23 protein-coding genes are annotated in these 23,844 nt (G+C 67.1%); 12 read left to right on the plus strand and 11 right to left on the minus strand.

Translation table 11 applies throughout. The annotated features are described in order from the left end of the window. Positions 1–16 precede the first annotated feature (16 nt). Positions 17–631, minus strand: coding sequence for a TRAP transporter small permease (locus C882_RS07455; protein ID WP_009539967.1), 615 nt, complete (start codon positions 629–631; stop codon positions 17–19). Positions 632–1,186: 555 nt separating this feature from the next. On the opposite strand from C882_RS07455, the gene C882_RS07460 reads away from it, so the two are divergent. Continuing rightward, positions 1,187–2,230 (plus strand): TRAP transporter substrate-binding protein, encoded by a 1,044-nt coding sequence (locus C882_RS07460; protein ID WP_009539968.1) that lies wholly within the window; start codon positions 1,187–1,189, stop codon positions 2,228–2,230. Between the two features lie 89 nt (positions 2,231–2,319). Here the strand turns inward: C882_RS07460 and C882_RS07465 are convergent, their stop codons facing one another. Further along, entirely contained in the window at positions 2,320–3,300 is a 981-nt protein-coding gene (locus C882_RS07465; protein ID WP_009539969.1) for a 2-hydroxyacid dehydrogenase, read from the minus strand. 84 nt (positions 3,301–3,384) lie between these two features. Between C882_RS07465 and C882_RS07470 the strand changes: the two genes are divergently transcribed. Together C882_RS07470 and C882_RS23040 are read left to right on the plus strand one after the other, a co-directional pair. Continuing rightward, positions 3,385–4,266, plus strand: a complete 882-nt coding sequence (locus tag C882_RS07470) for an NAD(P)-dependent oxidoreductase (RefSeq protein ID WP_009539970.1) — start codon at positions 3,385–3,387, stop codon at positions 4,264–4,266. Between the two features lie 36 nt (positions 4,267–4,302). Continuing rightward, positions 4,303–5,103, plus strand: coding sequence for a CoxG family protein (locus C882_RS23040; RefSeq protein ID WP_009539971.1), 801 nt, complete (start codon positions 4,303–4,305; stop codon positions 5,101–5,103). Between the two features lie 113 nt (positions 5,104–5,216). Here C882_RS23040 and infA read toward each other — a convergent pair whose 3' ends face one another. Further along, the gene (infA, locus tag C882_RS07480; RefSeq protein WP_009539972.1) at positions 5,217–5,438 is read right to left on the minus strand and encodes a translation initiation factor IF-1; all 222 of its coding nucleotides are present in this window, start codon (positions 5,436–5,438) and stop codon (positions 5,217–5,219) included. Positions 5,439–5,684: 246 nt separating this feature from the next. Beyond that, complete coding sequence (locus tag C882_RS07485) at positions 5,685–6,863, minus strand: M20 aminoacylase family protein (protein ID WP_009539973.1); 1,179 nt, start codon at positions 6,861–6,863, stop codon at positions 5,685–5,687. Positions 6,864–7,011: 148 nt separating this feature from the next. Here C882_RS07485 and C882_RS07490 point away from each other — a divergent pair, with 148 nt between their 5' ends. The 3 genes from C882_RS07490 to C882_RS07500 all read left to right on the plus strand — a co-directional run bounded on the left by C882_RS07490 (position 7,012) and on the right by C882_RS07500 (position 9,983). Next, positions 7,012–8,265 carry an MFS transporter gene (locus tag C882_RS07490; RefSeq protein ID WP_152415238.1) on the plus strand — a complete coding sequence of 418 codons (1,254 nt, stop codon included), beginning with the start codon at positions 7,012–7,014 and terminating at the stop codon, positions 8,263–8,265. Continuing rightward, positions 8,262–9,035, plus strand: a complete 774-nt coding sequence (locus C882_RS07495; protein WP_009539975.1) for an SAM hydrolase/SAM-dependent halogenase family protein — start codon at positions 8,262–8,264, stop codon at positions 9,033–9,035. The genes C882_RS07490 and C882_RS07495 overlap by 4 nt, the downstream gene beginning before the upstream one ends. 120 nt (positions 9,036–9,155) lie before the next feature. Then, entirely contained in the window at positions 9,156–9,983 is an 828-nt protein-coding gene (locus tag C882_RS07500; RefSeq protein ID WP_009539976.1) for an MBL fold metallo-hydrolase, read from the plus strand. Positions 9,984–10,040: 57 nt separating this feature from the next. Here C882_RS07500 and C882_RS07505 read toward each other — a convergent pair whose 3' ends face one another. Beyond that, a complete protein-coding gene (locus C882_RS07505) occupies positions 10,041–12,290 on the minus strand; it encodes a CHASE2 domain-containing protein (RefSeq protein WP_009539977.1) in 2,250 nt (749 codons plus the stop codon). 185 nt (positions 12,291–12,475) lie between these two features. Here C882_RS07505 and C882_RS07510 point away from each other — a divergent pair, with 185 nt between their 5' ends. The 4 genes from C882_RS07510 (at position 12,476) to C882_RS07525 (ending at position 17,211) form a co-directional block, all read left to right on the plus strand. Further along, the gene (locus tag C882_RS07510; RefSeq protein ID WP_009539978.1) at positions 12,476–14,254 is read left to right on the plus strand and encodes a peptidase domain-containing ABC transporter; all 1,779 of its coding nucleotides are present in this window, start codon (positions 12,476–12,478) and stop codon (positions 14,252–14,254) included. Then, positions 14,251–15,591 (plus strand): HlyD family type I secretion periplasmic adaptor subunit, encoded by a 1,341-nt coding sequence (locus C882_RS07515; RefSeq protein ID WP_009539979.1) that lies wholly within the window; start codon positions 14,251–14,253, stop codon positions 15,589–15,591. The genes C882_RS07510 and C882_RS07515 overlap by 4 nt, the downstream gene beginning before the upstream one ends. Before the next feature lie 135 nt (positions 15,592–15,726). Then, positions 15,727–16,521 carry a motility protein A gene (locus C882_RS07520; RefSeq protein ID WP_009539980.1) on the plus strand — a complete coding sequence of 265 codons (795 nt, stop codon included), beginning with the start codon at positions 15,727–15,729 and terminating at the stop codon, positions 16,519–16,521. Between the two features lie 6 nt (positions 16,522–16,527). Then, entirely contained in the window at positions 16,528–17,211 is a 684-nt protein-coding gene (locus tag C882_RS07525) for an OmpA/MotB family protein (RefSeq protein ID WP_009539981.1), read from the plus strand. Between the two features lie 91 nt (positions 17,212–17,302). Here C882_RS07525 and C882_RS07530 read toward each other — a convergent pair whose 3' ends face one another. Next, on the minus strand, positions 17,303–18,085 hold the full coding sequence (locus tag C882_RS07530; protein ID WP_009539982.1) for an exodeoxyribonuclease III: 783 nt from the start codon (positions 18,083–18,085) through the stop codon (positions 17,303–17,305). A gap of 144 nt (positions 18,086–18,229) precedes the next feature. Between C882_RS07530 and C882_RS07535 the strand changes: the two genes are divergently transcribed. Then, complete coding sequence (locus C882_RS07535) at positions 18,230–18,958, plus strand: hypothetical protein (RefSeq protein WP_009539983.1); 729 nt, start codon at positions 18,230–18,232, stop codon at positions 18,956–18,958. Between the two features lie 396 nt (positions 18,959–19,354). On the opposite strand, the gene C882_RS07540 is transcribed toward C882_RS07535, so the two are convergent. From C882_RS07540 to C882_RS07550, 3 genes are all read right to left on the minus strand, one after another. Then, positions 19,355–20,026, minus strand: coding sequence for a hypothetical protein (locus C882_RS07540; protein WP_009539984.1), 672 nt, complete (start codon positions 20,024–20,026; stop codon positions 19,355–19,357). Then, on the minus strand, positions 20,023–20,880 hold the full coding sequence (gene mazG / locus C882_RS07545) for a nucleoside triphosphate pyrophosphohydrolase (RefSeq protein ID WP_009539985.1): 858 nt from the start codon (positions 20,878–20,880) through the stop codon (positions 20,023–20,025). The genes C882_RS07540 and mazG overlap by 4 nt, the downstream gene beginning before the upstream one ends. A gap of 97 nt (positions 20,881–20,977) precedes the next feature. Continuing rightward, the gene (locus C882_RS07550) at positions 20,978–21,307 is read right to left on the minus strand and encodes a hypothetical protein (RefSeq protein WP_009539986.1); all 330 of its coding nucleotides are present in this window, start codon (positions 21,305–21,307) and stop codon (positions 20,978–20,980) included. A gap of 299 nt (positions 21,308–21,606) precedes the next feature. Between C882_RS07550 and C882_RS07555 the strand changes: the two genes are divergently transcribed. Beyond that, positions 21,607–22,092: a DUF3429 domain-containing protein gene (locus C882_RS07555; protein ID WP_009539987.1), complete on the plus strand. Its 486-nt coding sequence runs from the start codon at positions 21,607–21,609 to the stop codon at positions 22,090–22,092. Here C882_RS07555 and C882_RS07560 read toward each other — a convergent pair. Both C882_RS07560 and fabI read right to left on the minus strand, forming a co-directional pair. Beyond that, positions 22,089–22,850 (minus strand): sulfite exporter TauE/SafE family protein, encoded by a 762-nt coding sequence (locus C882_RS07560; RefSeq protein WP_009539988.1) that lies wholly within the window; start codon positions 22,848–22,850, stop codon positions 22,089–22,091. The genes C882_RS07555 and C882_RS07560 overlap by 4 nt on opposite strands. A gap of 124 nt (positions 22,851–22,974) precedes the next feature. After that, entirely contained in the window at positions 22,975–23,745 is a 771-nt protein-coding gene (gene fabI, locus C882_RS07565) for an enoyl-ACP reductase FabI (protein WP_009539989.1), read from the minus strand. Between the last annotated feature and the right edge of the window lie 99 nt (positions 23,746–23,844).

A 23,844-nucleotide genomic window follows, 5' to 3' on the forward strand; every position in this document is an offset into this window, starting at 1 on the left:
TCTCCTTGTTCGGGCTCTACTCGCGGTCCTCGCCGCTGCCGGCGGCGGTGCCGTCGATCTCGTCGTAGCTGTCGACGGCCTCCCACGAGATCCAGACGTCCGGGTCGCGGAGGTTGCGCAACACCGTCAGCGCATACTGGATGCCGGTCAGGAAGAAGCCGAAGGGCACCCACAGATACGTCAGGTACAGCGGAACCCGCAGGGCCGGCGTGACCTTGCCCGAGTTGGCGACGCTGGCGACGTACTCGTAGCTGATCCACGACAGCCAGAACATCACCGCGCCCGTGACCGCGGCGATGATGATCATCAGGATCTTGCGGCCGCGATCGGACAACTGGTCATAGAAGGCCGACATGCGGATGTGGCGGCCACGGCGGGTCGCGTAGCCCAGCCCGACGAACGTCACCAGGACGATCAGGAACTGGTTCAATTCCTCGGAGAAGTACAGCGACTGGCCGAACAGGTAGCGCCCGATGACGTTCCCGATGGTGTTCAGAAACATCAGCAGGATGCCGTAGGCCAGGATGAAGGTCTCCACCTTCGCCAGAACCGTGTCCAGGATACTGATGGCGTTGAGGACCGGATGGGACTTGCCATCCCTGCCGCCGGGGGGCGGATTGCGTCGCTCCATGCGTCTCGAACTCCTACGACGGCACCGGCGCGAACCGGCGCAACCTCGACTGGCGACGCGGAACCATCCTTCGCGTCGCCGCGTTCCTCATCTTGACCGGTGGCCGGAGAGGGACCCCAGCCGGCCGATCGGAACATGGAAGTACCTGAAAGGCTAGGACAGAAATCGCAAACGATCAACCGCCGATTAGAAAACGCGAAGATCAGAGAAGATTGGACGACCGTCCTTCCGTATGCGACGTAAGTCCCGGATCGTCTGACTGGTGCCTGCTGGCGGGCGGAATGTCGCAAGACTATTCTACCGCATCGGCACACGTGCGCGATAATACTGTTCCATGAACGGGTATGGTCTCTTTGCAGGGATTTTATCCTTGCGAATGATTTGAGACCCCCTTAGCCTTGTAACACATGAGTCGCCAAGCGGCGCGTGCCGCCGTCGCATTCTGCCGCGGCGGCCGTTGCCTTTTGAGGGCCTCGCACAGCCAGCCTTGCCCGCCTTGCGGGTACTGGCGTGACAGGGCCCGTCCGATGCGATCCACCGTAAGGGAGAGCCTCAATGACCATTCGCAAGTTCGGCATGGCGCTGACCGCCGCCGCCGCCGTTTTCGCCGGCTCGGCCGTCGTGTCCGCCGCCCAGGCCGAGACCTGGAAGTTCGCGCTGGAGGAGATCGACGGCAGCGTCCAGGACGCCTACGCCGAGAGGTTCAAGGAACTGGTCGAGGAGCGCACCAACGGCGAGGTCACCGTCCAGATCTATCCCTACGGCACGCTGGGCACCTCGGCGCAGCTGACGGAACTGGTCGCCAACGGCACGCTGCAGTTCGCCAATGCCTCGCCGGGCCATCTGGGCTCGCTGGTGCCCGAGGTGAACGTCTTCAACCTGCCCTACATCCTCAGCCAGAGCGATGAGGTCAACAAGAAGGTCCTGACCGAGGGCGAAACCGTCTACAACATGCTGGCCCCGAAGCTTAAGGACAAAGGCCTGCACCTCATCACCATGTACCCCGAGGGTGACATGGTCTGGACCACCAACAAGGAGGTCCGCAGCCCCGAGGACTTCTCGGGCTTCAAGATGCGCACCATGACGTCGCCCATCCTGACCGAGAGCTACAAGGCCATGGGCGCCAACCCGACGCCGATGCCCTACGGCGAGGTCTACGGCGCGCTGCAGCTCAAGCAGATCGACGGCCAGGTCAACCCGGTCTTCGCCATCGAGGAGATGAAGTTCTACGAAGTCTCCGACTACATGATCTGGGCCGGCCAGCAGGAGTTCACGACCACCGTCGTCGCCAACCAGACCTTCTGGGAGAACCTGCCGGAAGACCGGCGCCAGATGGTCGACGAGGTGGCCAGCGAACTGGCCGACTTCATCTTCGACGTGAAGACCCAGTACGCCGAGGAGCGCCTGGAAAAGATCAAGCAGGCCAAGCCCGACATGCCCATGATCGAGCTGACCGAGGAAGAGCGCGCCAAGTTCAAGGAAGCCGCCATGGGCGCGCGCGACACCTTCATCGAGGTCGGCGGCGAGGACGCTCAGAAGGTGCTGGACGCCTTGACGGCCGAAATCGAGGAAACTGAGAAGGAGATGCAGGGCGGCTGATCGCCGCGCCTGCGATCACCTGAGCGGTGACCACAGAAACGCCCCGGAAACCATTGGTTTTCGGGGCGTTTTTCGTTCTGGCGCCACAATCAGACAACCCGGTCCCCCGGCTCGGCCCGGCGCAGCACAACGGCGTCCACGTTGTCCAGCGCGCGGAACCCCATGGCAGTGCGCGTCTCCAGTGTCGCCGTGCCCAGGTGCGGCAGCAGGAAGGCGTTGGGCAGGTCCAGGTACCCGGGATTGACCGCCGGCTCGCCCTCGAACACATCCAGCCCCGCAGCCTGCACACGGCCGTCCTTCAGGGCGGCGATCAGCGCGGCGTCGTCCACGACGGTGCCTCGTGCCGTGTTGATCACCACCGCGCCCTTTGGCAGCAGCCCGATGCGCTCGGCGTTGAGGTAATGGTGGTTGTCCGCCGAGCCGGGGATGTGGATGGAGAGGAAATCCGAGACCCTGAGAAGGCTCTCGCTGGTGTCGTGCCACGTCAGGCCCAGGTCCGCCTCCTCGCCCTCGGGCAGGCGGGTGCGCTTGCAGTAGTGCAATTCCATCCCCAGTGCCCGCGCGCGACGAGCCAGCGCCATGCCAATGCGCCCCATGCCGAGAATCCCGAGCCGCCGGCCGCCGGGATGCACGCCCAGAAGCTGGGTCGGCGCCCAGCCGGTCCAGTCGCCCCGCCGCAGCAGGCTTTCCGCCTCCCACGCCCGGCGGGCGGCGCCCAGGAGGCAGAGCAGGGCGATGTCTGCGGTGGCCTCGGTGACCACGTCGGGCGTGTTGGTGACGGTCAGGCCGCGGGCGCGGGCGGCGTCGGTGTCGATGTGATCGTGCCCGACGCTGAAGGTCGCCAGCACGCGCACGCTGTCCGGCAGCGCCTCGATGACCTCGCGCGTGACCTTCTCGGTGGGCGTGACCATGAGGGCGTCGGCGGCAAGCCGCGCCGCGGCCTCGGCCAGTTCCAGGCCGCCGTATTGGCGGTCTTCGGGGTTCAGATGGGCGTCGTAATCCCGCGCCGCCCGCTCGTGCACCGGGTCGGGCAGCCGTCGCGAGATCAGGAGAACCGGTTTGTGAGCCATGGAAATTCCCTTATAGTCGTGGGACATACACACCAACGCCCGGCAATCGGGCGGCCACGCGCGCAGACGGGAGGATAGCTGACAATGACGGTCGGGATCGACACCCACAAGGTCGGCTTCGTGGGCCTGGGCATCATGGCGAAGGGGATGGCCCGCAACGTCATGAAGGCCGGCTACGAGGTTCACGGTTACACCCGCACCAAAAGCAAGGCCCAGGACCTGCTGGACGAGGGCGTCATCTGGCACGACACGGTGGCGGATCTTGCCGAAACCTGCGGCGTCGTCATCACCATGGTCGGCTATCCCCAGGACGTGGAGCAGGTGTACTACGGCGAGGGCGGCATCCTGGCGCACGCCAAGCCGGGCAGCTATCTGGTCGACATGACCACCAGTTCGCCCTCCATCGCCCAGCGCATCGCCAACGACGCCGACCAGCGCGGCCTGCACGCCCTGGACGCGCCGGTTTCCGGCGGCGATGTTGGTGCGCGCGAGGGCAAGCTCGCCATCATGTGCGGCGGCAATCAGGATGATTTCGACGCGGTGAAGCCGCTGTTCGAGACCATGGGCAAATCCATCGCCCTGCTGGGCCCGGCGGGCGCCGGCCAGCACACCAAGATGGTCAACCAGATCGTCATTTCCGGCACCATCCTGGGCGTGGCCGAGGCCATCGCCTACGCCAAGAAGGCCGGGCTGGACACCGACGCGGTGCTGGACGTCATCGGCAACGGCGCGGCCGGGGGCTTCCAGCTCAACGTGCTTGGGCGCCGCATCGCGCACGGCGACTACGCGCCGGGCTTCTACGTGCATCACTTCCAGAAGGACATGAACATCGCCGCCGCCGAGGCCGAAGACTTCAAACTCGACCTGCGCGCGTTGAAGCTTGCCATCGAGCAGTACGAACGCTATGTCGAACAGGGCGGTCGGGAGTCCGGAACCCAGGGCATCTACGAGTTGTACGAGGACTGACAGCCGCGCCGCTGACGGCAGGATGGGGATCAGGCCATGAAGTTCACCGGGGAATACCGCATACCCGCACCCAAGGGCGCCGTCTGGCGCGCCTTGAACGACGTCGACATCCTCAAGGCCTCCATCCGCCAGGTGGAGGAACTGGAGTGGACCGGCGAGCGCGACCTGAAAACCACCATCCGCGCCCGCGTCGGACCCATGAAGGCGCGGTTCCGCGGCTCCATTGAACTGGCGGACATCGACGCCCCGCACGCCTACACGCTGATCGGCCAGGGCGACGGCGGCGTTGCGGGGTTCGCCAAGGCCACCGCCCGTGTCCGGCTGGCCGAAGCGCCCGATGCGGCCCACGAGACCATCTTCATCTACGACTGCGACGCCGACATCGGCGGCCGGCTGATGACCATCGGCGGCTCGCTGGTGCGCGGCGTGGCGGACCGGGCGGCAGAGTCGTTCTTCGAGGCCTTCGCCGACCGGTTGGTGGTCGCCATCGCCGCCCGCGACGCAAGCCAGGTGCCCGACGAGACGGCGGCGTCACCGTCCGACCCGGCGGCGGCGCCGGTGAAGGTGGACCCTTTTTCGGGAAAGACGTTCCGCGCGGAAGCGGCCGCCGTTGAGGCGCCGTTCTCGTGGACCGGTGCGGCCTCGCGCCTGGCCGATCAGTTGAAGGCGCTGGAGGACGACCAGCAGTCGGCCGGCCTCGCCACCGCCGGCTATTGGGAGGAGCCTCCGCCGGCCCTCTCGCGCGAGGGAGTCATTCCCGTCAATGCCGCACTGCTGCTCATCGTCGCCGGCTGGGTGGGCATGGCAGCAATCCTGCTGCTGCTGTTCGCATTGTAGCACCAGACCAGAACCACCACGCGGGCACGAAAAAGCCCGCTTTCGCGGGCCCTTGCCGCCGACGTGGCGGACGGAGAGGCGGGGGCGCCCTGCGGCGCCCGCCCTCGTGCCGATCAATGACGGTGGCGGAAGACGATTCGGCCCTTCGTCAGGTCGTAGGGGGTCATCTCGATGTCCACCTTGTCGCCCACCGACACGCGGATGCGGAACTTGCGCATCTTGCCCGCCGTGTGAGCCAGCACTTCGTGATCGTTTTCCAGCTTCACGCGGAACATCGCGTTCGGCAGCTTTTCGACCACGGTGCCGTTGAATTCGAGGGTTTCTTCCTTCGCCATGCCTGTCTCCTTGCTGGGTCGCCGCGTCCGGCGGCGCGTGACGGCGAAAGCCGTTCGGACCCTCGCGGCGCGCGGGGCTGGGGGCGACCGTCATAGATGAATTTCTTCCCGCATCACAGGGCACCGAAGCGGCGCACCACGTAACGGGAATGGGGCGGACCCGGCGGGACCGCCCCACGAGCGTTGCCAGTTATATAAAGAATGCTTCAGCCGATGTCCAGTTGCGAGCCCACGCGCGAGGGCGCATCAGCGTTGCGGACATTGCGACTCGGCAAGTCGCGCAAAGAACGTCGCGCCCGTCGTCAGGATGTCGTCGTTGAAGTCATACCGCGGGTTGTGGAGCCCGACGCATCCCAGGTCTTCCGATCCCTCGCCATTGCCGATGAAACCGTAGGCGCCCGGTTTCTCCTGAAGGAAAAAGCTGAAGTCCTCGGCGAACATCACCGGCGCCTGGTCCAAGACCCGCTCGGCGCCGAAGGTGTCGGCGACCACGGCGCGCGCGGCCTCGGTTTCGCCGGCAGTGTTGACGGTGGGCGGATACCCATACTGGTAGTCCACCGAAACCTCGACGCCGTGCGCGGCTCCGATGCCCTCTGCCATGCGCTTCATGCCGCCAATCGCCTGCTCGCCGATCTGCTTGTCGAAGTAGCGCACAGTGCCGCCCAGACGCGCGGCGTCGGGCAGGACGTTGAACGTGTCACCGGCGTGGAACTCGGTCACCGACACCACCAGCGTCTCATGCGGCGGGCAATGGCGGCTGACCAGGGCTTGCAGCGCCTGCACCAGAGCCGCGCCGGCCACCACCGGGTCCCGGCCCAGGTGCGGTGCGGCGGCATGGGCCCCCTTGCCCTGGATGGTGATGGTGAATCGATCCGCCGCCGCCATCACGGGACCGGGAGACACCGCCACCGATCCGGCCGGCAGGCCCGGCATGTTATGGACGCCCCAGACGGCGGAAACGGGGAATCGGTCGAACAGGCCGTCCTCGATCATTGCGCGCGCGCCGGCGCGGCCTTCCTCGGCGGGCTGGAAGATGAACACCAGCGTTCCGGAGAAGCGCCGCGTCTCCGCCAGATAGCGGGCGGCGCCCAGCAGCATGGTGGTGTGCCCGTCATGGCCGCAGGCGTGCATGACGCCGTGGTGGACCGACTTGTGCGGCCGGTCTTCCGCGGCTTCCACGATGGGCAGCGCGTCCATGTCGGCACGCAGGCCGATCATCGGGCCGTCGCCCTGGCGCAGCACGCCGACCACACCCGTGCCGCCGATGCCCTCCACCACCTCGTCGAAGCCGAAGCCGCGCAGTTTTTCCGCCACCAGGGCGGCGGTGCGGTGTTCCTCGAAGGCGAGTTCCGGATGCCGGTGGATGTCGTGGCGCCAGTCCACCAGGTCGTCGTGGAAGTCGGCGATGCGGTTGAGCACGGGCATGATGGAAGCGGCTCTCCTTGCGGCGGGGCGACGGACGGCGTCAGTGGCCCTTGCGAAGGCGCTACGATCGGGCCTAAGCAGAAGGCATGCAACGACTTTCACATGGGGCCGGCCGACCGGCGCGACAAGGCGAGGGGCACGCACGCCCATGAGCGGGACGGCATCCGCCCCTCCCGCCGGCTCCCCTTGGGGCGTGCTGGCGGCGACCACCACCGTGCAGGCGCTGGTGAGCATGGCAGCCCTGACGCCGCCGGTCTTCGCTGCCGTCGCGACGGAGGACGTGGGCCTGCCGGGCAGCTTCGTTGGTTATTACACCTCGCTGGTGTACCTGGGCGCCATGGTGACGACGCTGGTGTCGGGCGGAATCATCGGCCGCTACGGCGCCATGCGGACAAGCCAGGTCTGCCTGGCGCTGTGCCTGGCGGGCCTGGCCGGGGTGGCGGCCATGCAGGCGGGTCCGCTGGTGGTGATGGCCATCGTCGGCGCACTGGTGATCGGGCTTGGCTACGGGCCCGTCACGCCGTCCTCCAGCCACATCCTCGCCCGCACCACGCCGGCGGAACGGCGGGGGCTGGTGTTCTCCATCAAGCAGACGGGCGTGCCCATCGGCGGCATGCTGGCCGGAGCCCTGGTGCCGAGCCTGACGGATGCCATCGGCTGGCGTTGGGCGGCCCTGGTCGTGGGGACGGCGGCGCTGGCGGTGGCGCTTCTGGTGCAGCCGACGCGGCAGGTCCTGGACGCCGACCGCGATCCGCGAAAGCGCGCCAACGTGGCTGCCGTACTGGCCCCGCTGGGCATGATCTGGCGTCACGCGCCGTTGCGGCTGTTGTCGGTCGCCTCTTTCACCTTTGCCGCCATCCAGCTCAGCCTGTCGAGCTTCCTCGTGGTCTACCTGGCGCGCCGCGCGGGCATGAGCCTGGTGGACGCCGGGCTGATCCTGGCGGTGGCGCAGGGCGCGGGGATCGCCGGGCGCGTGATCTGGGGCTGGGTGGCCGACAAGTGGATCGGGCCGCGCGCCATGCTGTTGATCCTGGGCGCCGTCATGGCCGCCGCCGCCATTCTCACGGGTTGGCTGGCGCCGGACATGCCGGTGGCGCTGCTGGTGCCCGTCGTCGCCCTGTTCGGCGCCACCGCCATCGGTTGGAACGGCGTCTTTCTGGCAGAGGTGGCGCACCTGGCCCCCAAGGGCCGGGCAGGGGAGGCCACCGGCGGCGCCCTGTTCTTTACCTATGCCGGAGTGGTCTTCGGGCCGAGCCTGTTCGGCATCGCCGTCGAGGTCCTGCCGGGAGATTACGCCTCGGCCTTCACCCTGTTCGGGCTGGCGGCGCTGGGCGGCGGGCTGTTGTCGGGCCTGGCCGCGCGCGTCGCTCACACGCGGGAAGAGGAGGCCGCCGCGCCATGATCGTCCTGTTCACCGACTTCGGCCTCGCAGGTCCCTATGTGGGCCAGATGAAGGCCGTGCTGGCGCGGGAGGCCCCGGCGGTGCCGGTCATCGACCTGTTCGCCGATGCACCCAGCTTCGATCCCATGCTGTCCGCCTATCTTCTGGCGGCCTATGCCGAATGGTTTCCAGCCGGCACGGTGTTCCTGTCCGTGGTCGATCCCGGCGTCGGGACTGACCGCCCCGGCGTGGTGGTGGAAGCCGGCGGCAAGCGGTTCGTCGGCCCCGGCAACGGCCTGTTCGAGCCTGTCCTGCGCCGTGCACCCGACGGCTCTGCAAGAGCCTGGGAGATCACCTGGGCGCCCGACGTCCTGAGCGCCAGCTTCCACGGCCGGGACATCTTCGCGCCGGTCGCGGCCGGCCTCGCCACCGCCGGGGCGGACGCGATGGCGGGCGAGGGCAGGCTGTCTCCGCTGCCCCTGTCGCGCCTCCGCCGAAAAAACTGGCCCGATGATCTGGACCGCATCGTCTACGTCGACCACTACGGCAATGCCATGACCGGCCGGCTCGGGTATCGACTGTCGACAGAGGCGGTGCTGGTGCTGCCCGACGGCACCCGCGTCAGCCACGCCCGCACTTTCGGTGCCGTGCCCGTGGGCCGGCCGCTCTGGTACGTAAACTCCAACGGCCTTGTGGAAATTGCGGTCAACCAGGGCCGTGCGGCATCGGTCCTCAGCCTCACGCCGGGAGTGCCGGTCGTGGTCGAGCGCACAAGCGAAAACCCCAGGTGATCCATCGGAGTAGGTCGGCCGATAAAGGATTGATCGTTGTGCGCGAAAAGTGGAATGTTTGCGTATGGAGTCCGGGGCGGGGGCACCGGAGCACATGACAGAGCAGGGGCGCGGTTCTTGATGGATTTCTCGGTGACCTTCTGGGGAGTGCGCGGCAGCATCGCCTGCCCGTCGCCGAACCACGTGATCTACGGCGGCAATACCAGCTGCCTGGAGGTTGTCGCCGGGGGGCGCCACATCATCATGGACGCCGGTACCGGCATCCGCGGCCTGGGCCACAAGGTGATGGAGCAGGGCATCCAGGCCTCCACCCTGCTGCTGACCCACACCCACTGGGATCACATCAACGGCTTCCCCTTCTTCGCGCCCGTCTTCCAGAAGCACCGCAGCCTGGACATCTACGCCGGCCACCTGCACGACGCCGGCGGCATCCAGAGCGTGCTTGCCAGCAGCATGTCCAATCCGGTCTTCCCGGTCCCGCTGGAGGCGTTGCAGGCGAAGCTGACGTTCCACGACTTCAAGGCCGGCGAGACGCTGCACCTGGGGGATGACGTCACGGTGCGGACTGCCGCGCTGAACCATCCCAACGGGTCGACCGGATACCGGATCGAATACGACGGAAAGGCCATGTGCTATGTCACCGATACCGAGCACCGGCCCGGCGAGCCCGACCGCAACGTGCTGGAACTGATCCGGGGCGCCGACCTGGTGATCTACGACAGCACCTACACCGACGACGAATTCCCGCGCCACGTCGGCTGGGGCCACTCCACATGGCAGGAGGGCGTGCGCCTGTGCCGCGCGGCCGACGTCAAGCGCATGGCGATCTTCCACCACGACCCCGACCACGACGACACCTTCATGACCAAGGTGGAGGCCGAGGCCGCGGAGACCTGGGCCGGCGCTTTTGTTGCGCGCGAGGGCATGACGGTGGACATCGGCGCCTGAAGCGGCGCTTTAGCCTTCTCGCCCAACCTGCTGACAAAAAAGCATTTTCTGGCGGGCCTATTTGGAGGTCGCCACGAACACGCCGTCCCAGTCCTCGCCGGGAGGCGCGGCGCGGTAGTCGTCCGCGCGGCCGTCGTACAGGTCGTAGAGGCCGTCGAGGTCCAGCCCCAGCGCATGGGCCTCGGCGCGCAGGGCGACGCCCATTTCCGTCATCTCGTTCCACCGCTGCCCGCGGTAGAGGGCGAGGAACTGATCGTGGCGGGCCTTGAAGATCTGCCATTCGCTGCTCGACGCCATGTCCGGCGAGCCCAACAGGGCGAAAATGCGCACCGGCACGGTCTTGCCCTTCACGCGGATCAGGTCCAGCTCGACCTGCGCATACTCAGGTGCCAGGCGGGCCGTCTGCTCGCCCAGCACCACGGTCACGCCGTAGGTCTTGGACTGGCCCTCCAGACGGGAGGCCAGGTTCACGTCGTCGCCCAGGACCGAATAGTCGAAGCGCTGTTCCGAGCCCATGTTGCCGACGCAGACCGTGCCGGTGTTGAGCCCGATGCCGATGTTGATGGGCACGTGGCGCCGGTTTTCCTCCTCCGCCTCACGCTTTAGCGCCTCGTTCAGTCCCTTCAGGTTGCCGATCATGGCCAGCGCGGAATCGCAGGCGTTGCGCGCGTGTTCCGGATCGTCCAGGGGCGCGTTCCAGAAGGCCATGATGCAGTCGCCCATGTATTTGTCGATGGTGCCCTGGCGCGCCATGATCACGTCGGTCATCGGGGTAAGGAACCGGTTGATGAGCCGCGTCAGCCCTTCGGCATCGAACAGTTCCGAGATGGTCGTGAAGCCGCGTACGTCGCAGAACATCAGCGTCATGGGCCGCATTTCGCCGCCCAGCTTCAGATGGCTCGGATCGGAGGCCAGCTTTTCCACCAGGGCCGGCGACAGGTACTGGCCGAAGGCCTGGCGCACCTGGGCCTTCTGTTTTTCCTCGCGGACGTAGTTCGAGTACGTCAGGTACATGTAGAGCAGCGTCGCCACCAGGGCCGGATAGACCGGATCGTAGAGCAGCCGCTGGCTCTGGAACGCCCACCACGAAAAGCCGAACATGGCCGCAACCGAGACGAAGCCGAGCAGGGCCGTCCAGCGGGCGCGGACCATGGGCACCAGGACGATCATCAAGAGACCGGCGGCAATTCCCGCCACCAGTTCCTGTCCCAGCGCGTCGCGGGGGCGGATGAGCTGGGTATTGGTCAGGATGTTCTCGAGAATCTGGGCGTGCACCTCCACGCCGGGCAGGAAGGCATCCACCGGCGATGACTTGATGTCGAGCAGCCCGACGGCCGACGTGCCGATCAGCACCAGCTTGCCGGCGATCTTCTCGGGCGGAGCGGTGCCGTTGAGGACGTCGGCGGCAGAGACATACTTCTCGGGGTCCATGTGCGAAAAGTACACCCAGACCCGGCCCTTGTGGTCGGTGCGGATCAGGTTGGGGCGGATGACGATGCCCTCGACCCCCGCCGTGCCGCGCGCCTTGACCGCGAGGCTCTGGTTGCCGGTCGCCACGCGCAGGACTTCCGCCGAGAGGCTGGGGTGCAGGGTGCCGTCCACGTTCACCACCATGGGCACGCGGCGGACGATGCCGTCGATCTCGCCGGTGGTGTTGAACACGCCCCGGCCCATGGCGGCCCTGTCCAGGATGGGGATGTTGCGCAGCATGCCGGCGTGCTGTTCCACCTTGTCGCGCACGTCCGAGCCGATCAGCGCGATCGAGGTGGTGGGGCTGTCTTCGGGCGCCGGAACGGCATCGGCCCGCACCGACTGGCCCATGACGACGCGGCTCTGGCTGATGACCTGGGCCAGGACCTCGTCGTTGGACGGCATGGACTTCAGCCGTTCGCGCATTTCCGGATCAAGGCCCGGCATGCTGGCCTGCACGAGGGCGGGCGACATGCGGTCGGGCTCGGCGAACACGATATCAAAGCCGATGACGACCGCGCCCATGGCGGTCAGGCGCTGGACCATCTCGGCCACGGTCGTGCGCGGCCACGGCCACTGGCCCACCTGGTTGAGGGACTTTTCGTCCAGGTCGACGATGGTGACCGGCCGCTGGGTGACCTCGCGCGGCTCGATCTGCTGGTAGAGGTCGAAGGTCTTCACCCGCAGGATCTCGATGGGCGCGGGGTCCAGCGTGCGCAGCACCGACAGGGCGATCAGCAGCAGAATGGCCCAGCCGCGCCCCTTGGTCACAGTGCCGCGCGCCGCGCGCCTGATCCATCCCCCGATCCTGCCCCGGCGGCTTTCCCCCGTCGCCATGGACGCCTCTCCCCTCGATATCCCCGAAACTCTGGGGCCGCAGCATAACGCAAGACTTCCGGCGTAGCGCAGAAGAAAAAGAACTTGCCACCTTCGGCCGCGCGGTGTTCCCTGGGCACCCTGGGGAAACAAACGGCGGACACGGGCCTCGTCCCGACGCCGGATCGTGCGCGGACCGATCATCCATGGCAGACGACGACACGGCGCCTTCGTGGCTGCGGCCGGTGCTGAAGCCGTTGCGCCCGGCCTTCCTGGAAGTGCTCACGCTGTCCTTCTTCGCCAACCTTCTGGCGACGGCGGTGCCCATCTTCACGCTGCAGGTCTACGACCGGGTCGTCTTCCACAACGGCCTGTCGACGCTGCAGGGCCTGGTTGCCGGCATGGTGCTGGTTCTCGCCTTCGACTTCGTGCTGCGCCAGACCCGGTCGCGCGTGTTGCAGCGGGTGGCGCTGACCATCGACGCCAAGGTCGGCCGCCGTCTGTTCGACAAGATCACGGCCCTGCCGCTGCGCACCCTGGAAAGCCGTCGCACCGCCTTCTGGCAGGGCATCTTCCGCGACCTGGATACGGTGCGCAACACGCTGTCCGGGGCCACGGTGGTGCTGCTGGTGGACCTGCCCTTCGTCGTGCTGTTCGTCGGGCTGGTCTACGTCATCGCCGCGCCCGTGGCCTGGGTGCTGCTGATCGCCTTCGGCGCCTTCGTTCTGCTGGCGGCGTGGTCGGCGGCGACCATGGCCAAGGCCGCCAAGGCCGAAAAGGACAAGGCCGCCCGCCGCGATCTGCTGGTGGCTGAGACGATCCAGGGGCGCGCCACCGTCAAGGCGCTGGCCCTGCACCGCCACCTGCGCCCGCGGTGGGAGGACTTGCAGGCCGACACCATCGGCCGGTCCATCGACCGCGGCCTGCGCAACGACGGCTACGTCAATCTTGCTCATGTCATGACCATGGCAACCACGGTTGCCATGACCACCGTCGGCGCCTTGGCGATCATGGAGCAGGAGATGACCATCGGCGCCCTGATCGCCGCAAACATGCTGTCGGGCCGCATGATGGGGCCGATGAACCAGGTGGTGGGCGCGTGGCGCTCCTATGCCGGTTTTCGCCAGTCGGCAGCGCGGCTGGGCAAGCTGTTCGGTGAAGCCGAGGAGCGCATGACCGCCGCCATCACCCACGACCGCCCGGCCGGCCGCCTGAGCCTGGACGGAGTGGGCTTCCGTTACCGCAAAGATGGTCAGCCGGTGATCCACGAGGCGCGGGCGGACGTGCCGCCGGGCGGCATCACCTGCCTGATGGGCCGCAACGGCAGCGGCAAGACGACGCTCGCGAAGCTGCTGACGGGCCTCTACCGGCCGGGCGAGGGCAGGGTGCTGCTCGACGGCGCCGACATGGCCCAGTTCTCGCGCGAGGAACTGGCGACCTGGATCGGCTACGTGCCGCAGGAAACGGTGCTGCTGTCGGGCTCCATCCGCGACGCCATCTCCCAGGGCACCGTGGCCGGCGAGGCCGGTGACGAGGCGATCATCACGGCCGCCAAGCGCGCCTGCGTGCATGACATCATCATGGACATGCCAGACGGCTACGACACCGACGTGGGCGAGGCCGGCGCTCTGCTGGCCGGCGGCGTACGCCAGCGCATCGCCATCGCGCGGGCGCTGGTCACGGACCCTCCGGTCATCATCATGGACGAGCCCTCAAGCCACCTCGACACCCAGGCGGAGCAGACCCTGGCGCAGTCGCTGGCGGCGCTGGCGGCCGACCGCAACGTCATCCTGGTCACCCATTCCCCGGTGCTGCTGAACGCCGCACGCTCCATCATCGTGCTCGAGCGCGGGCGTATCGCTGCCGGCGGCCCCGCCGGGCAGGTGATGACATGGCTGCAGGGACGCGGCGCGGCGCCGGGGCAGCAGGGCGGGGCGAAAGCGCCCGAAACACGAGAGGCCAAGGCAGACGGGGGTGCGGCATGAAATCCTCCCCGTCACCCGCCACCCCGTCACCCGCCGGCCAGCCGGCCGACGGCCCGCTGGACGCCCTGCTGCGCACCCGCAAGGCGCCAGGGTGGCGCGTGGTCGCGGGCCTGATCGCGGCCTTGCTGGCGGGCGGTGTCGGGTGGTCGGCGCTGGCTCAACTGGACGAGGTCTCCGTCGCCTCGGGCGAAGTGGTGCCGCGCAGCAAGGTGAAGGTCATCCAGCACCTGGAAGGCGGCATCATCACCGACATCTATGTGCGCGAGGGCGCGGTGGTGAACAGCGGTGATCCGCTTCTGCAGCTCGACCTCGCCCAGACGGCCATGAACAAGGACGAGTTGCAGGTGCGGCTCGACGGCCTGCTGCTGGAAAAGGCCCGGCAGGAGGCTGAGGCCACGGGCGCCGAACTTTCGCTGCCCGTCGACGTCGCCGCGCGCAGGCCTGCCATCGCGGCCGGCGAACGCGAGGCGTTCCGCGCGCGGCGCGCCGAATTGGCGGCGCAGGTGGGCGTCCTTGCCGAGCAGGTGCAACAGCGGCGCCAGGAAATCCGGGAACTGGAGGCGCGCCAGGAAACCCTGCGCAAGTCCGAGACCCTGGCGCGCCAGAAGCTGGCTATGTCGGCGGAGCTTTTGCGCGACAACCTGACGCCCAAGCTCGATCACCTCAAGCTGCGCTCGGAACTGGAGGACATTCAGGGCGAGCTGTCGGTGCTGAAGGAGATGCGCCCCCGCGTCGAGGCCGCACTGGCCGAGGCCGAGCAGCGCATGGGCGAGGCGACGCTGCGCTATCGCCGGGAAGCGCGCGAGCAACTGGCCGAAACCGAAGTCGCCATCGCCCGCACGCGCGAAGTCCTGCGCCAGGCCACCGACCAGGCGCTGCGCACCGAGGTTCGCAGCCCCATCGACGGCGTGGTCAAGAACATGCGCTACAGCACGCTCGGCGGAGTGGTGAAAGGCGGCGAGCCGATCATGGACATCGTGCCCACCGGCGACACGCTGGTCATCGAGGCCCGGCTGGACCCGGTCGACCGCGGCTATGTGCGGGTGGGGCAGCCGGCCACCGTGAAGGTCTCCACCTATGATTACGCCCGCTATGGGGGGCTGGAGGGCGAGGTGACCCTGGTCGCGCCCGATTCGACGCAGCCGGAGAACGCGCCGCCCTATTTTCGGGTCCTGGTCGAGACCGACAAGGATTACCTGGGCGCGGCGCCCGGCGACCTTGCCATCACGCCCGGCATGCAGGCCACCGTGGACATCCATACCGGCACGCGATCGGTCCTGGACTATCTCATACGCCCGGTTTTGAAGCTCAAGCACGAGGCCTTCCGGGAACGGTAGGCGGGAATGCGTCTCCGGGTACCGCAAAATTCTGTCTTTTGGCGTGTCCTTACCCTATAGTGCCTACTCCGAAAGAAGCGGACGCGTGCCGGGGGAGATCATGTGGGGTGGCGCGCCTGAAGGGGCAGAAGCTAGATGAGTTTCGCGACCATTATCGGTGTCATCGTCGGGTTCGGGCTCTTTGTCGGGGCCGTCATCCTGTCGACCGACAATTTCATGGTCTTCCTGAACCTGGCCAGTTTCATCATGGTCGTCGGGGGGACGTTTGCGGCGACCTTCACGGCCTATGAGGCCCGCTATGTGATGCTGTCTCTGAAGGGGCTGGGCTCGGTCATCTTCGTCAGCAAGGTGGGCCGCGCCATCCTGACCAACGAGGTCGGCCGCGTCATCCGCTGGGGCTACATCATCCAAAAGAACGGGCTTCCGGGCCTGGAAAGCGACGCCGGCAAGATCCGCCACCAGGACCGTTTCATGGGATTTGGCATCGACCTCGTGGTGTCAGGCTACACCGGCCAGGAAATCCGCGAGATCCTTGCCACTACCGTGGAGACGACCTTCCAGCGCCACACGGTTCAGTCGGACGTGCTGCGCGGCATGGCGAGCAACGCGCCGGCCTTCGGCATGATCGGCACGCTGGTGGGCCTGATCATCATGCTGGACAACATGGGCGACGACCCGTCCAAGATCGGTCCGGGCATGGCGGTGGCCCTGATTACCACGCTGTACGGCATCCTGTTCGCGCGCCTGATCCTGCTGCCGGCGGCGACCAAGGTGCAGCAGCGCGAGGAAATCCTGCGCTTCCGCAATTATCTGGTGGCCGAGGGCCTGGCCCTGCTGGCCGAGCGCAAGAGCCCGCGCTACATCCAGGACCGCATGAACGCCTATCTCGACCCGGCCATCCACTTCAGCATCGACAAGATGCGGAGGTAAATCGCCATGATGGGGATCAACAACAACGGCGGCGGCGGCCGCTTCGGCAAGGGCAAGAACGAGGAAGACGAAAGCTGGATGACCACGTTTGCGGACATGGTCACCCTGCTGCTGGTCTTCTTCATCATGCTGGTCGCGATCTCCAAGGTGGACGTGGTGCTGTTCGAGCAGGTCCAGGCCGGCGTCGCAAAGGGCATCGGCAACCGCGACGTGGTGCGCCCCATCGAGCTTCTGAAGATCGACGTGCAGGACGCCGTGCAGGCCATGGAGTTGGAGGACGTGGTCGCCATCGGCACCGACGACCGCGGCCTGACCATCGAATTCGCGTCGTCCGCCTTCTACGAGCCGGGCAGCGCAGAAATTCGCGAAGAGGCGATCCCGGCGCTCCAGCGCATCGCCGCCACCATCGGGGCGGAACGCTACCGCAGCTTCCAGGTGGAAGTGCAGGGGCACACCGACGACACTCCCATCTCCACCGAGAAGTTCCCTTCCAACTGGGAACTGTCGAGCGGGCGGGCCTCGCGCGTGGTGCGATTCTTCGCCGACCAGGGGCTGACGCCCGAGCGCATGGAGGCGATCGGCTATGCCGACACGCGGCCCAAGGTGCCCAACCGCGACGCCTACGGCGAACCTCTGCCCATGAACCAGGAGGTCAACCGCCGCGTCGTGGTCCGGCTGGAACCGCGCTGACACCGCGACTGGTGGCTTCGGGCTGCCCCGAAGCCAAGTAAGGCCGGAGAGTGCTTTCTCCGGCCTTTTTCAGTGGGTTGAGCAGCGAGGCTCAGAGATCGAGTTCACACCACACCGGCGTGTGGTCGCTGGCCTTTTCCTTGCCGCGGGGGCCCTTGTCGATGTCGCAGGCGGTGACCGCGTCGGCCGCCCGGCCGGACAGCAGCAGATGGTCGATGCGCAGGCCCAGGTCGCGCTGCCATGCCCCGCCCTGGTAGTCCCAGAAACTGTAACGGTGCGGTTCCTTGTGGAAGGCGCGGTAGGTGTCCGTCAGGCCGAGCCACAGGAGCGCCCGGAACGCCTCGCGCGTCTCCGGCCGGCACAGGGCGTCACCGGCCCAGCCCTGGGGGTCGTAAACGTCGTAGTCGGTGGGGCAGACGTTGTAGTCGCCGCCGATGAGCAGCGGCAGGTCAGTGGTGCGCAGAAGCCCTTCCGCATGGGCGCGCAGGTTCTCCATCCAGCGAAGCTTGTAGGGATACTTTTCCGTGCCCACGGGGTTGCCGTTGGGAACATAGACGCTGGCCACGCGAACGCGCCCATCCACCACGGCCTCCACATACCGGGCCTGCTGGTCCTCCGGCTCTCCCGGCAGGCCGCGCACCACCTCGGTCAGCGGGTGGCGCGACAGGATGGCGACGCCGTTGTAGCTCTTCTGGCCGCAGATGGCCGTGTGCCTGTAGCCGGCTGCCTGGATCTCCATAAGCGGGAAGGTGTCCTCGACCGTCTTGATCTCCTGCAGCAGGGCGACGTCGGGCGCCGCCTCGTTCAGCCACTCGACCACGTTGGGCAGGCGGGCCTTGATGGAGTTGACGTTCCACGCGGCGATCTTGAGCATAGACTTCCTTAACCTCGGCATGAGACCATCGTTGCGTCGGATCGGGGTAGAGCCCTCTCCAAAAGAGGATGCCCCGGCACGGGCGATGAGAGAGTGCCCGCCAGCCGACGCCACACACAATAGAAGAGAGTGCGAGGGGGTGCCATGCCGTCGTCGGAACGATCTTCCGCCGCCCGGACCGGTCTGCGCGCCGCAGCGCTTGCCGGCGCTGCTCTGGCGGTGCTGACGGTGGTTCCGGCCCAGGCGCGGGATGCCTCCGTCTGTGCGCAGGATGCCGCGCCGGTCAACGTGACGATGGAGGTGGAGCGGGGCAGGGTGGTCGGCGACCTCAGTCTGGACAAGGCGCAACTGACCGCCCGCTTTGCCAGCCGTCACGCCAAGGGCACCGGCGCACGCATGACCACCGGCAAGTGGGACACGGTGGGTCTGACAGAAAGCAGCCTCGAAATCGTCACGTCCACCAGCACGCTGGTCCGCTCTGCGCGGGGAGGGGGCTATTGCGCCGACCTCAGGTCCGTGCGGCTGAAGGTGGGCTATCCGGAACTGCGCGTCTACATTCCGCGCGAGTACCCGACCGGCTCCTGTGCCTACGATGTCGTGCGCGAGCATGAGCTGGAACACGTGGCGATCACGCGGGCGGTACTTGACGATCATGCTCCCCGCCTGCGGACCGTTGTGGCCGAGGCGGTCCAGACCATCAACCCGCTTTGGGCTCCGACGCGGGAGGCCGCCAAGGGAGCGGCGGCCAAGCTCCTGCACCGGGCGCTGGAGCCGGCGGTCGTGGCCCTGAAGGCGGATCACCGGCGCCGCAACAAGGCGATCGACGGCCACGACAACTACGTCCGCCTTCAACGGCGCTGCGACAACTGGTAGGCCCTGCGCCCAAAGCCCCATTTTCTTTCCCAGCCCGCCGCTCTCTCCGGCGGGCCTTTTCATGCACAACGTGTGAAATGAAAGGCCCGCACACTTGCGTTTCCCGCCGTTTCACGCGCCCCGCGGACCGCCTCGACCCGTGCGCCGGACGACAGCGCTGCAGCCATCGAGCGGATAAATCGTTGTTTTAGTACGAAATCCTATGACGTTTCACGGTTTCACGGAAGAGAAAGCCAAAACCGGCTCTCGTCGTCTACTAGTAGGCTGGAGGATGGAATGCCTAGGCTTTTGATCCTAGGAATGCTTGTCGTGAAACGCCACGGACATTCCTGTCACGGCATAGCGAAACGTTACCCGTAGTCTACTAGTAGATTCGGCGGTAACTTCTGCCAGCGCCTAATGGGCGCGCAGGCGAGCTTTCAAGCGGGGCTCCTGTCCCCGGACGCCATTGATGTTCCAGTCGTAGAGCGTATAGCCCCGAGGCCCCGACCGGACGGAGTCGGCGTTGTGCTCGATGACCTCGGCGTTGGTGGTCACCCGCAGGAGGCCGCGGCTGTTCAACCCGATCCGCTCGATGGTCTCCGGATCGATCATCTTGATGGCCTGACTGCCGCGGACGGAGACGGTGCCAGTCTCAGGGTCCGTTTCCATGCTGATGATTCGCGCGTTCCGGCGGACGAACGTCACCAGTTCCGGCCAGTTGAGTTTGCCGAGGCGATTGTACTCCACGGCAAAGCGCGCCGTGCCGGTCGGCTCCACCTTGCTGAAGTTGCTGTCCCGAGCAAGATCCGCCTCCAGGACGTCCATCTTCTCGGGGATCTCCGCCTCGGTGACCTTGCCCATGCGCAGGTCCCGCACCAGCGGCAGCCAGATCAGGTCGCCCTCGTAGTAGAGCCCGTACTCGCCGGTCTGCGTGAGCCGGATTTCCGATTCGAAGCGGTCCGGCAGATAGCACCCCGCCAAAAGCGGCAGCGCCAGGGCGCAGGCCGTGGCGGCGCGGGCGAAGCGGCGGCCGAGCCGCTTGATGCCGGCGCGGCGCGGCCGGGCGGGCGCGGGCAGGGCGGTCATGGGCGGGCGTCCCTCTTCACCTGGCCCCACAGGGCCTCCATTTCTTCCAGGTCGGAAGTTTCCGGAGATCTTCCCCGCTTTTCAAGGTGGTCTTCCACGGCCCTGAAGCGCTTTTCGAACTTCGCATTGGCGTGGCGCAGGGCGCTTTCCGGGTCCACGTCGGCCTTGCGCGCCAGGTTGGCGACGGCAAACAGCAGGTCCCCGATCTCTTCGGCCACGCGGTCCTGGTCGCGCACGGGCGCGTCCAGCTCCTCGCGCACTTCCTCCAGTTCCTCTTCGATCTTGTCGATCACCTGGACGGCCGCGGGCCAGTCGAAGCCGACACGGCCGACGCGGTTCTGGATCTTGAGCGCACGGGTCAGGGCGGGCAGGGCGACCGGCAGGCCGTCCAGCACGGAGTGGCGGGCATCCGCCGCAGCGCCTGCACCCTCGCCGGCATCGGCGCGGCGGGCGGCCTTGGCGGCGCGCTCCTGGGCCTTCTGCTCCTCCCAGGCGACACGCTGGGCCTCGGCATCTTCGGTGACGGCGTCGGCGAACACGTTGGGGTGACGGCGGATCATCTTGTGACAGATGGAGCCGACCACGTCATTGAAGGCGAAATGGCCTTCTTCCTCCGCCATGCGGCTGTGAAAGACCACTTGCAGCAGCAGATCGCCCAGTTCGTCCTGAAGCTCGTGCATGTCGTCACGCTCGATGGCGTCGGCGACCTCGTAGGCTTCTTCGATGGTGTAGGGAACGATGGTGGCGAAGGTCTGCTCCAGGTCCCAGGGACAGCCGCCGTCAGGGTCGCGGAGACGCGCCATGATGGCCAGAAGGTCGTCGATGGGACGGGGTCGGGCGTGCTGCTCGGTCATGGTTCCTCGGCGGCTTGCCTGGGACGGTGCGGACGGCGCTTGAGTAGCAGGTTGTGGCCCGCGCTGGCAAGCGGCCGGGCAGGGCGTGCCAAGACCGTCAGCCGCGCGAACCAGAGCCCGAGCGCGGCTTGCGGCCGACCTTGCGCAGGAAGGCTTCCCACTTCGTCTCAGGCCGCCGCTTGCGCCGGGCGCCGCCGGCCGCTTCGCTCTGGGCGCGGTGCTTGCGGATGATCTGACGCCGCGTGCCGACGACCGCCTGAGCCTCGGGTGTGTCCATGAGGTCACGGCGCTTCAGCTCCGACAGCAGCACGGCGCTCATCCGCAGCCAATGGTCCCCGAACCGTTGTGCCTGGTCGGGCAGGGGCCGCGGCGCCTCGTCGGCCGCCGTGTCGGGATCGTGCGCCGGATCGTCGTCGGACTGGGCCATGGGGCGGTTGCCTATGATCATGGTGTAACGGAGCGGTCCACCGTTCGGACTACACCGCCATGCTGTGTGGGCGCAAGGAGAGACGATGAAAGAGCCCCACACAGTGCGGCACCTAAATGTCGCATAATGTATATTATGCATAGAGATAGAGAGGCCACCGGAAGAGGGCGTTTGCGCAGCCAGGCGCCGTCGGCATGCAGTGTCCCGGTTTCCCTGGTCGCTGTCGAGGCCTTCCGGCAACGGGCGGACTGCGCAGGTGGTTACTCCTGTTGGACCACCGTCACGAGGAGCACCCGCCCATGTCCCTCAGCGACGCCGACATCCCCGGCCGGCATCTGGAAATCGACGAGCCGCCGCGCGTTCCGCTCCTGGACCTGTTCTTCGCCTATGGCGCCATGGCACCGCTGATCGTCGGTGCAGGCGCGGTGTGGCTGGCGGACGAGCCGGTGGCTGCCCTCGCCGTCCAGGCGTCGATCCTCTGGGGCGGCGTCATTCTCGCGTTCCTGTCAGGCGTGCGGCGCGGCCTGAGCTTTCGCACGCCCGGCGGCCCGACGCTGGCGCAACTTGCCATGTTCCTCTGGCTGTTCGGCGCCGGCATCCTGGCCTTTGCTCTGCCGCAAGGAGCGGCTCTCGGCGTGCTGGTCGCCGCATACGCCAGCATGGCCGTCCTCGACCCCGTGGCGGCACGGCGCGGCGAGGTGCCGATCTACTTTGCGCGGTTGCGGCCGTGGCAGATGGGACTGGCCGTGGCGGCGCTCGTCGTTCTGTGGGCCGGGGCGCCCTAGCCTCTCACGAAAAACAGCACGGTCATCACGGCACCCGTCACAACCACCACGCCGCGTACCCATTGCGGCGGCACTTTGCGGGAAACGCGAGCCGCCACATAGCCGCCGATCACCGCGGCCACGGCCATGGGCATCACCTCGGCCCAGGCGACCACGCCGCCGCCGGCATACAGGATCACGGCGATGATGGTCAGCAGCGCCGACAACAGGTTCTTCACGCCGTTCGCGACATTGATGTCGGCCTCGCCCAGCAGCCGCAGGACCGCCAGGAGGACGATGCCGAGGCCGCCGTTGAAGTAGCCGCCGTAAATGCTGACGGCCAAGATGGCCACGCCGGTCAGCGCCGGTCCATGGCTGATCTCGCGTCCAGCTTTCGCAAGCGTTTCCAATAGCTTCGGACCGAATGCGAAAAGCAGCGTCGCGGCCAGCAGAAGCCACGGCACGATGGCCGAGAAGGCCGCGTCGGTGGTCATGAGCAGGAGCCCTGCCCCGATGGCGCCGCCAATTCCCGACACCGCCGCCACGGCCCACAACGGCAGGCCGCCCGGCGGCGCCCGCAACAGATCACGGAAACCCCACGCGCTGGCCATGTAGCCCGGCAGCAGCGCCACGGTTCCTGTCGCGTTCGCTGTCACCGGCGGCACGCCGATGAACACCAGCGCGGGCAGGGTGAGGAACGAGCCTCCACCGGCGATGGCGTTCAAGGCACCGCCGAAGAAGGCGGCGACGGCGATGATGGCAATGTCGAGAAGGTCCATGCGTCCGGCCGGGGTGCTTGCTGCGAAAGGGCCGGTACCGTAGCCACGCGGGCAGCGGCAGGAAAGGGCCATTGCCGCCCTTCCCCGCTCCGCCGTCTCAGCGGTTGCTCACAAGAGGCTGAAATCAGCCGATGATGTTGTAGCCGGCATCAACGTAATGCACGCCGCCGGTGACCGTCCGCGCGCCGTCGGAGACCAGGAAGTTGGCGTAGGCGCCAATCTCCTCGATGGTCACCAGCGTGTGCTGGGGCGCGCGCTCGGCAGCCTTTTCCATCAGGGCGTCGAAGCGCTGGATGCCGCTGGCGGCGCGGGTCTTGAGCGGGCCGGGCGACAGCGCGTTGACGCGGATGCCCTTTTCCCCCAGGTCGGCGGCCATGTAGCGGGTGACGCTTTCCAGCGCCGCCTTGACAGGGCCCATGATGTTGTAGTCGGTCACCACCTTTTCCGACCCGTAGAACGACACCGTCAGAAGGCTGCCGCCGTCGGTCATGAGGGGCTCGGCGTACTGGGCGACACGGATGAAGCTGTGGCAGCTGACGTCCATGGCCTGGGCGAAGCCGTCGCGCGAGCAGTCGACGACGCGGCCGTGCAGGTCTTCCTTGGGCGCGAAGGCGATGGAGTGCAGCACGAAGTCCAGCTTGCCCCACTTTTCCTTCACGGCGTCGAAGACGGCACGCATCTGGCCGCTCTGGCGTACGTCGCAGGGGCCGAGCAGGTCGGCATCCAGGCGCTCGGCCAGCGGCGCGACATAGGGCTTGGCCTTTTCATTGAGGTAGCTGACGGCGAGATCCGCACCCGCCTCGCGGAACTGCTGCGCGCATCCCCAGGCGATGCTCTGGTCGTTCGCGATACCGATCACCAGGCCCTTCTTGCCGGCCAGTGAAAACGTGGTCATGGCTCTCTCCCCGGTTTAAGCACAAAGTCGTGCTGCGGTGCAGCAAAGCGCACTTCCCACCTGGGGTCCAGAGTCGAAGAATGAAAGATTGGAGACGAA

Source organism: Caenispirillum salinarum AK4 (genome assembly GCF_000315795.1).
GTDB classification, from domain to species: Bacteria; Pseudomonadota; Alphaproteobacteria; order Rhodospirillales; family Rhodospirillaceae; genus Caenispirillum; species Caenispirillum salinarum.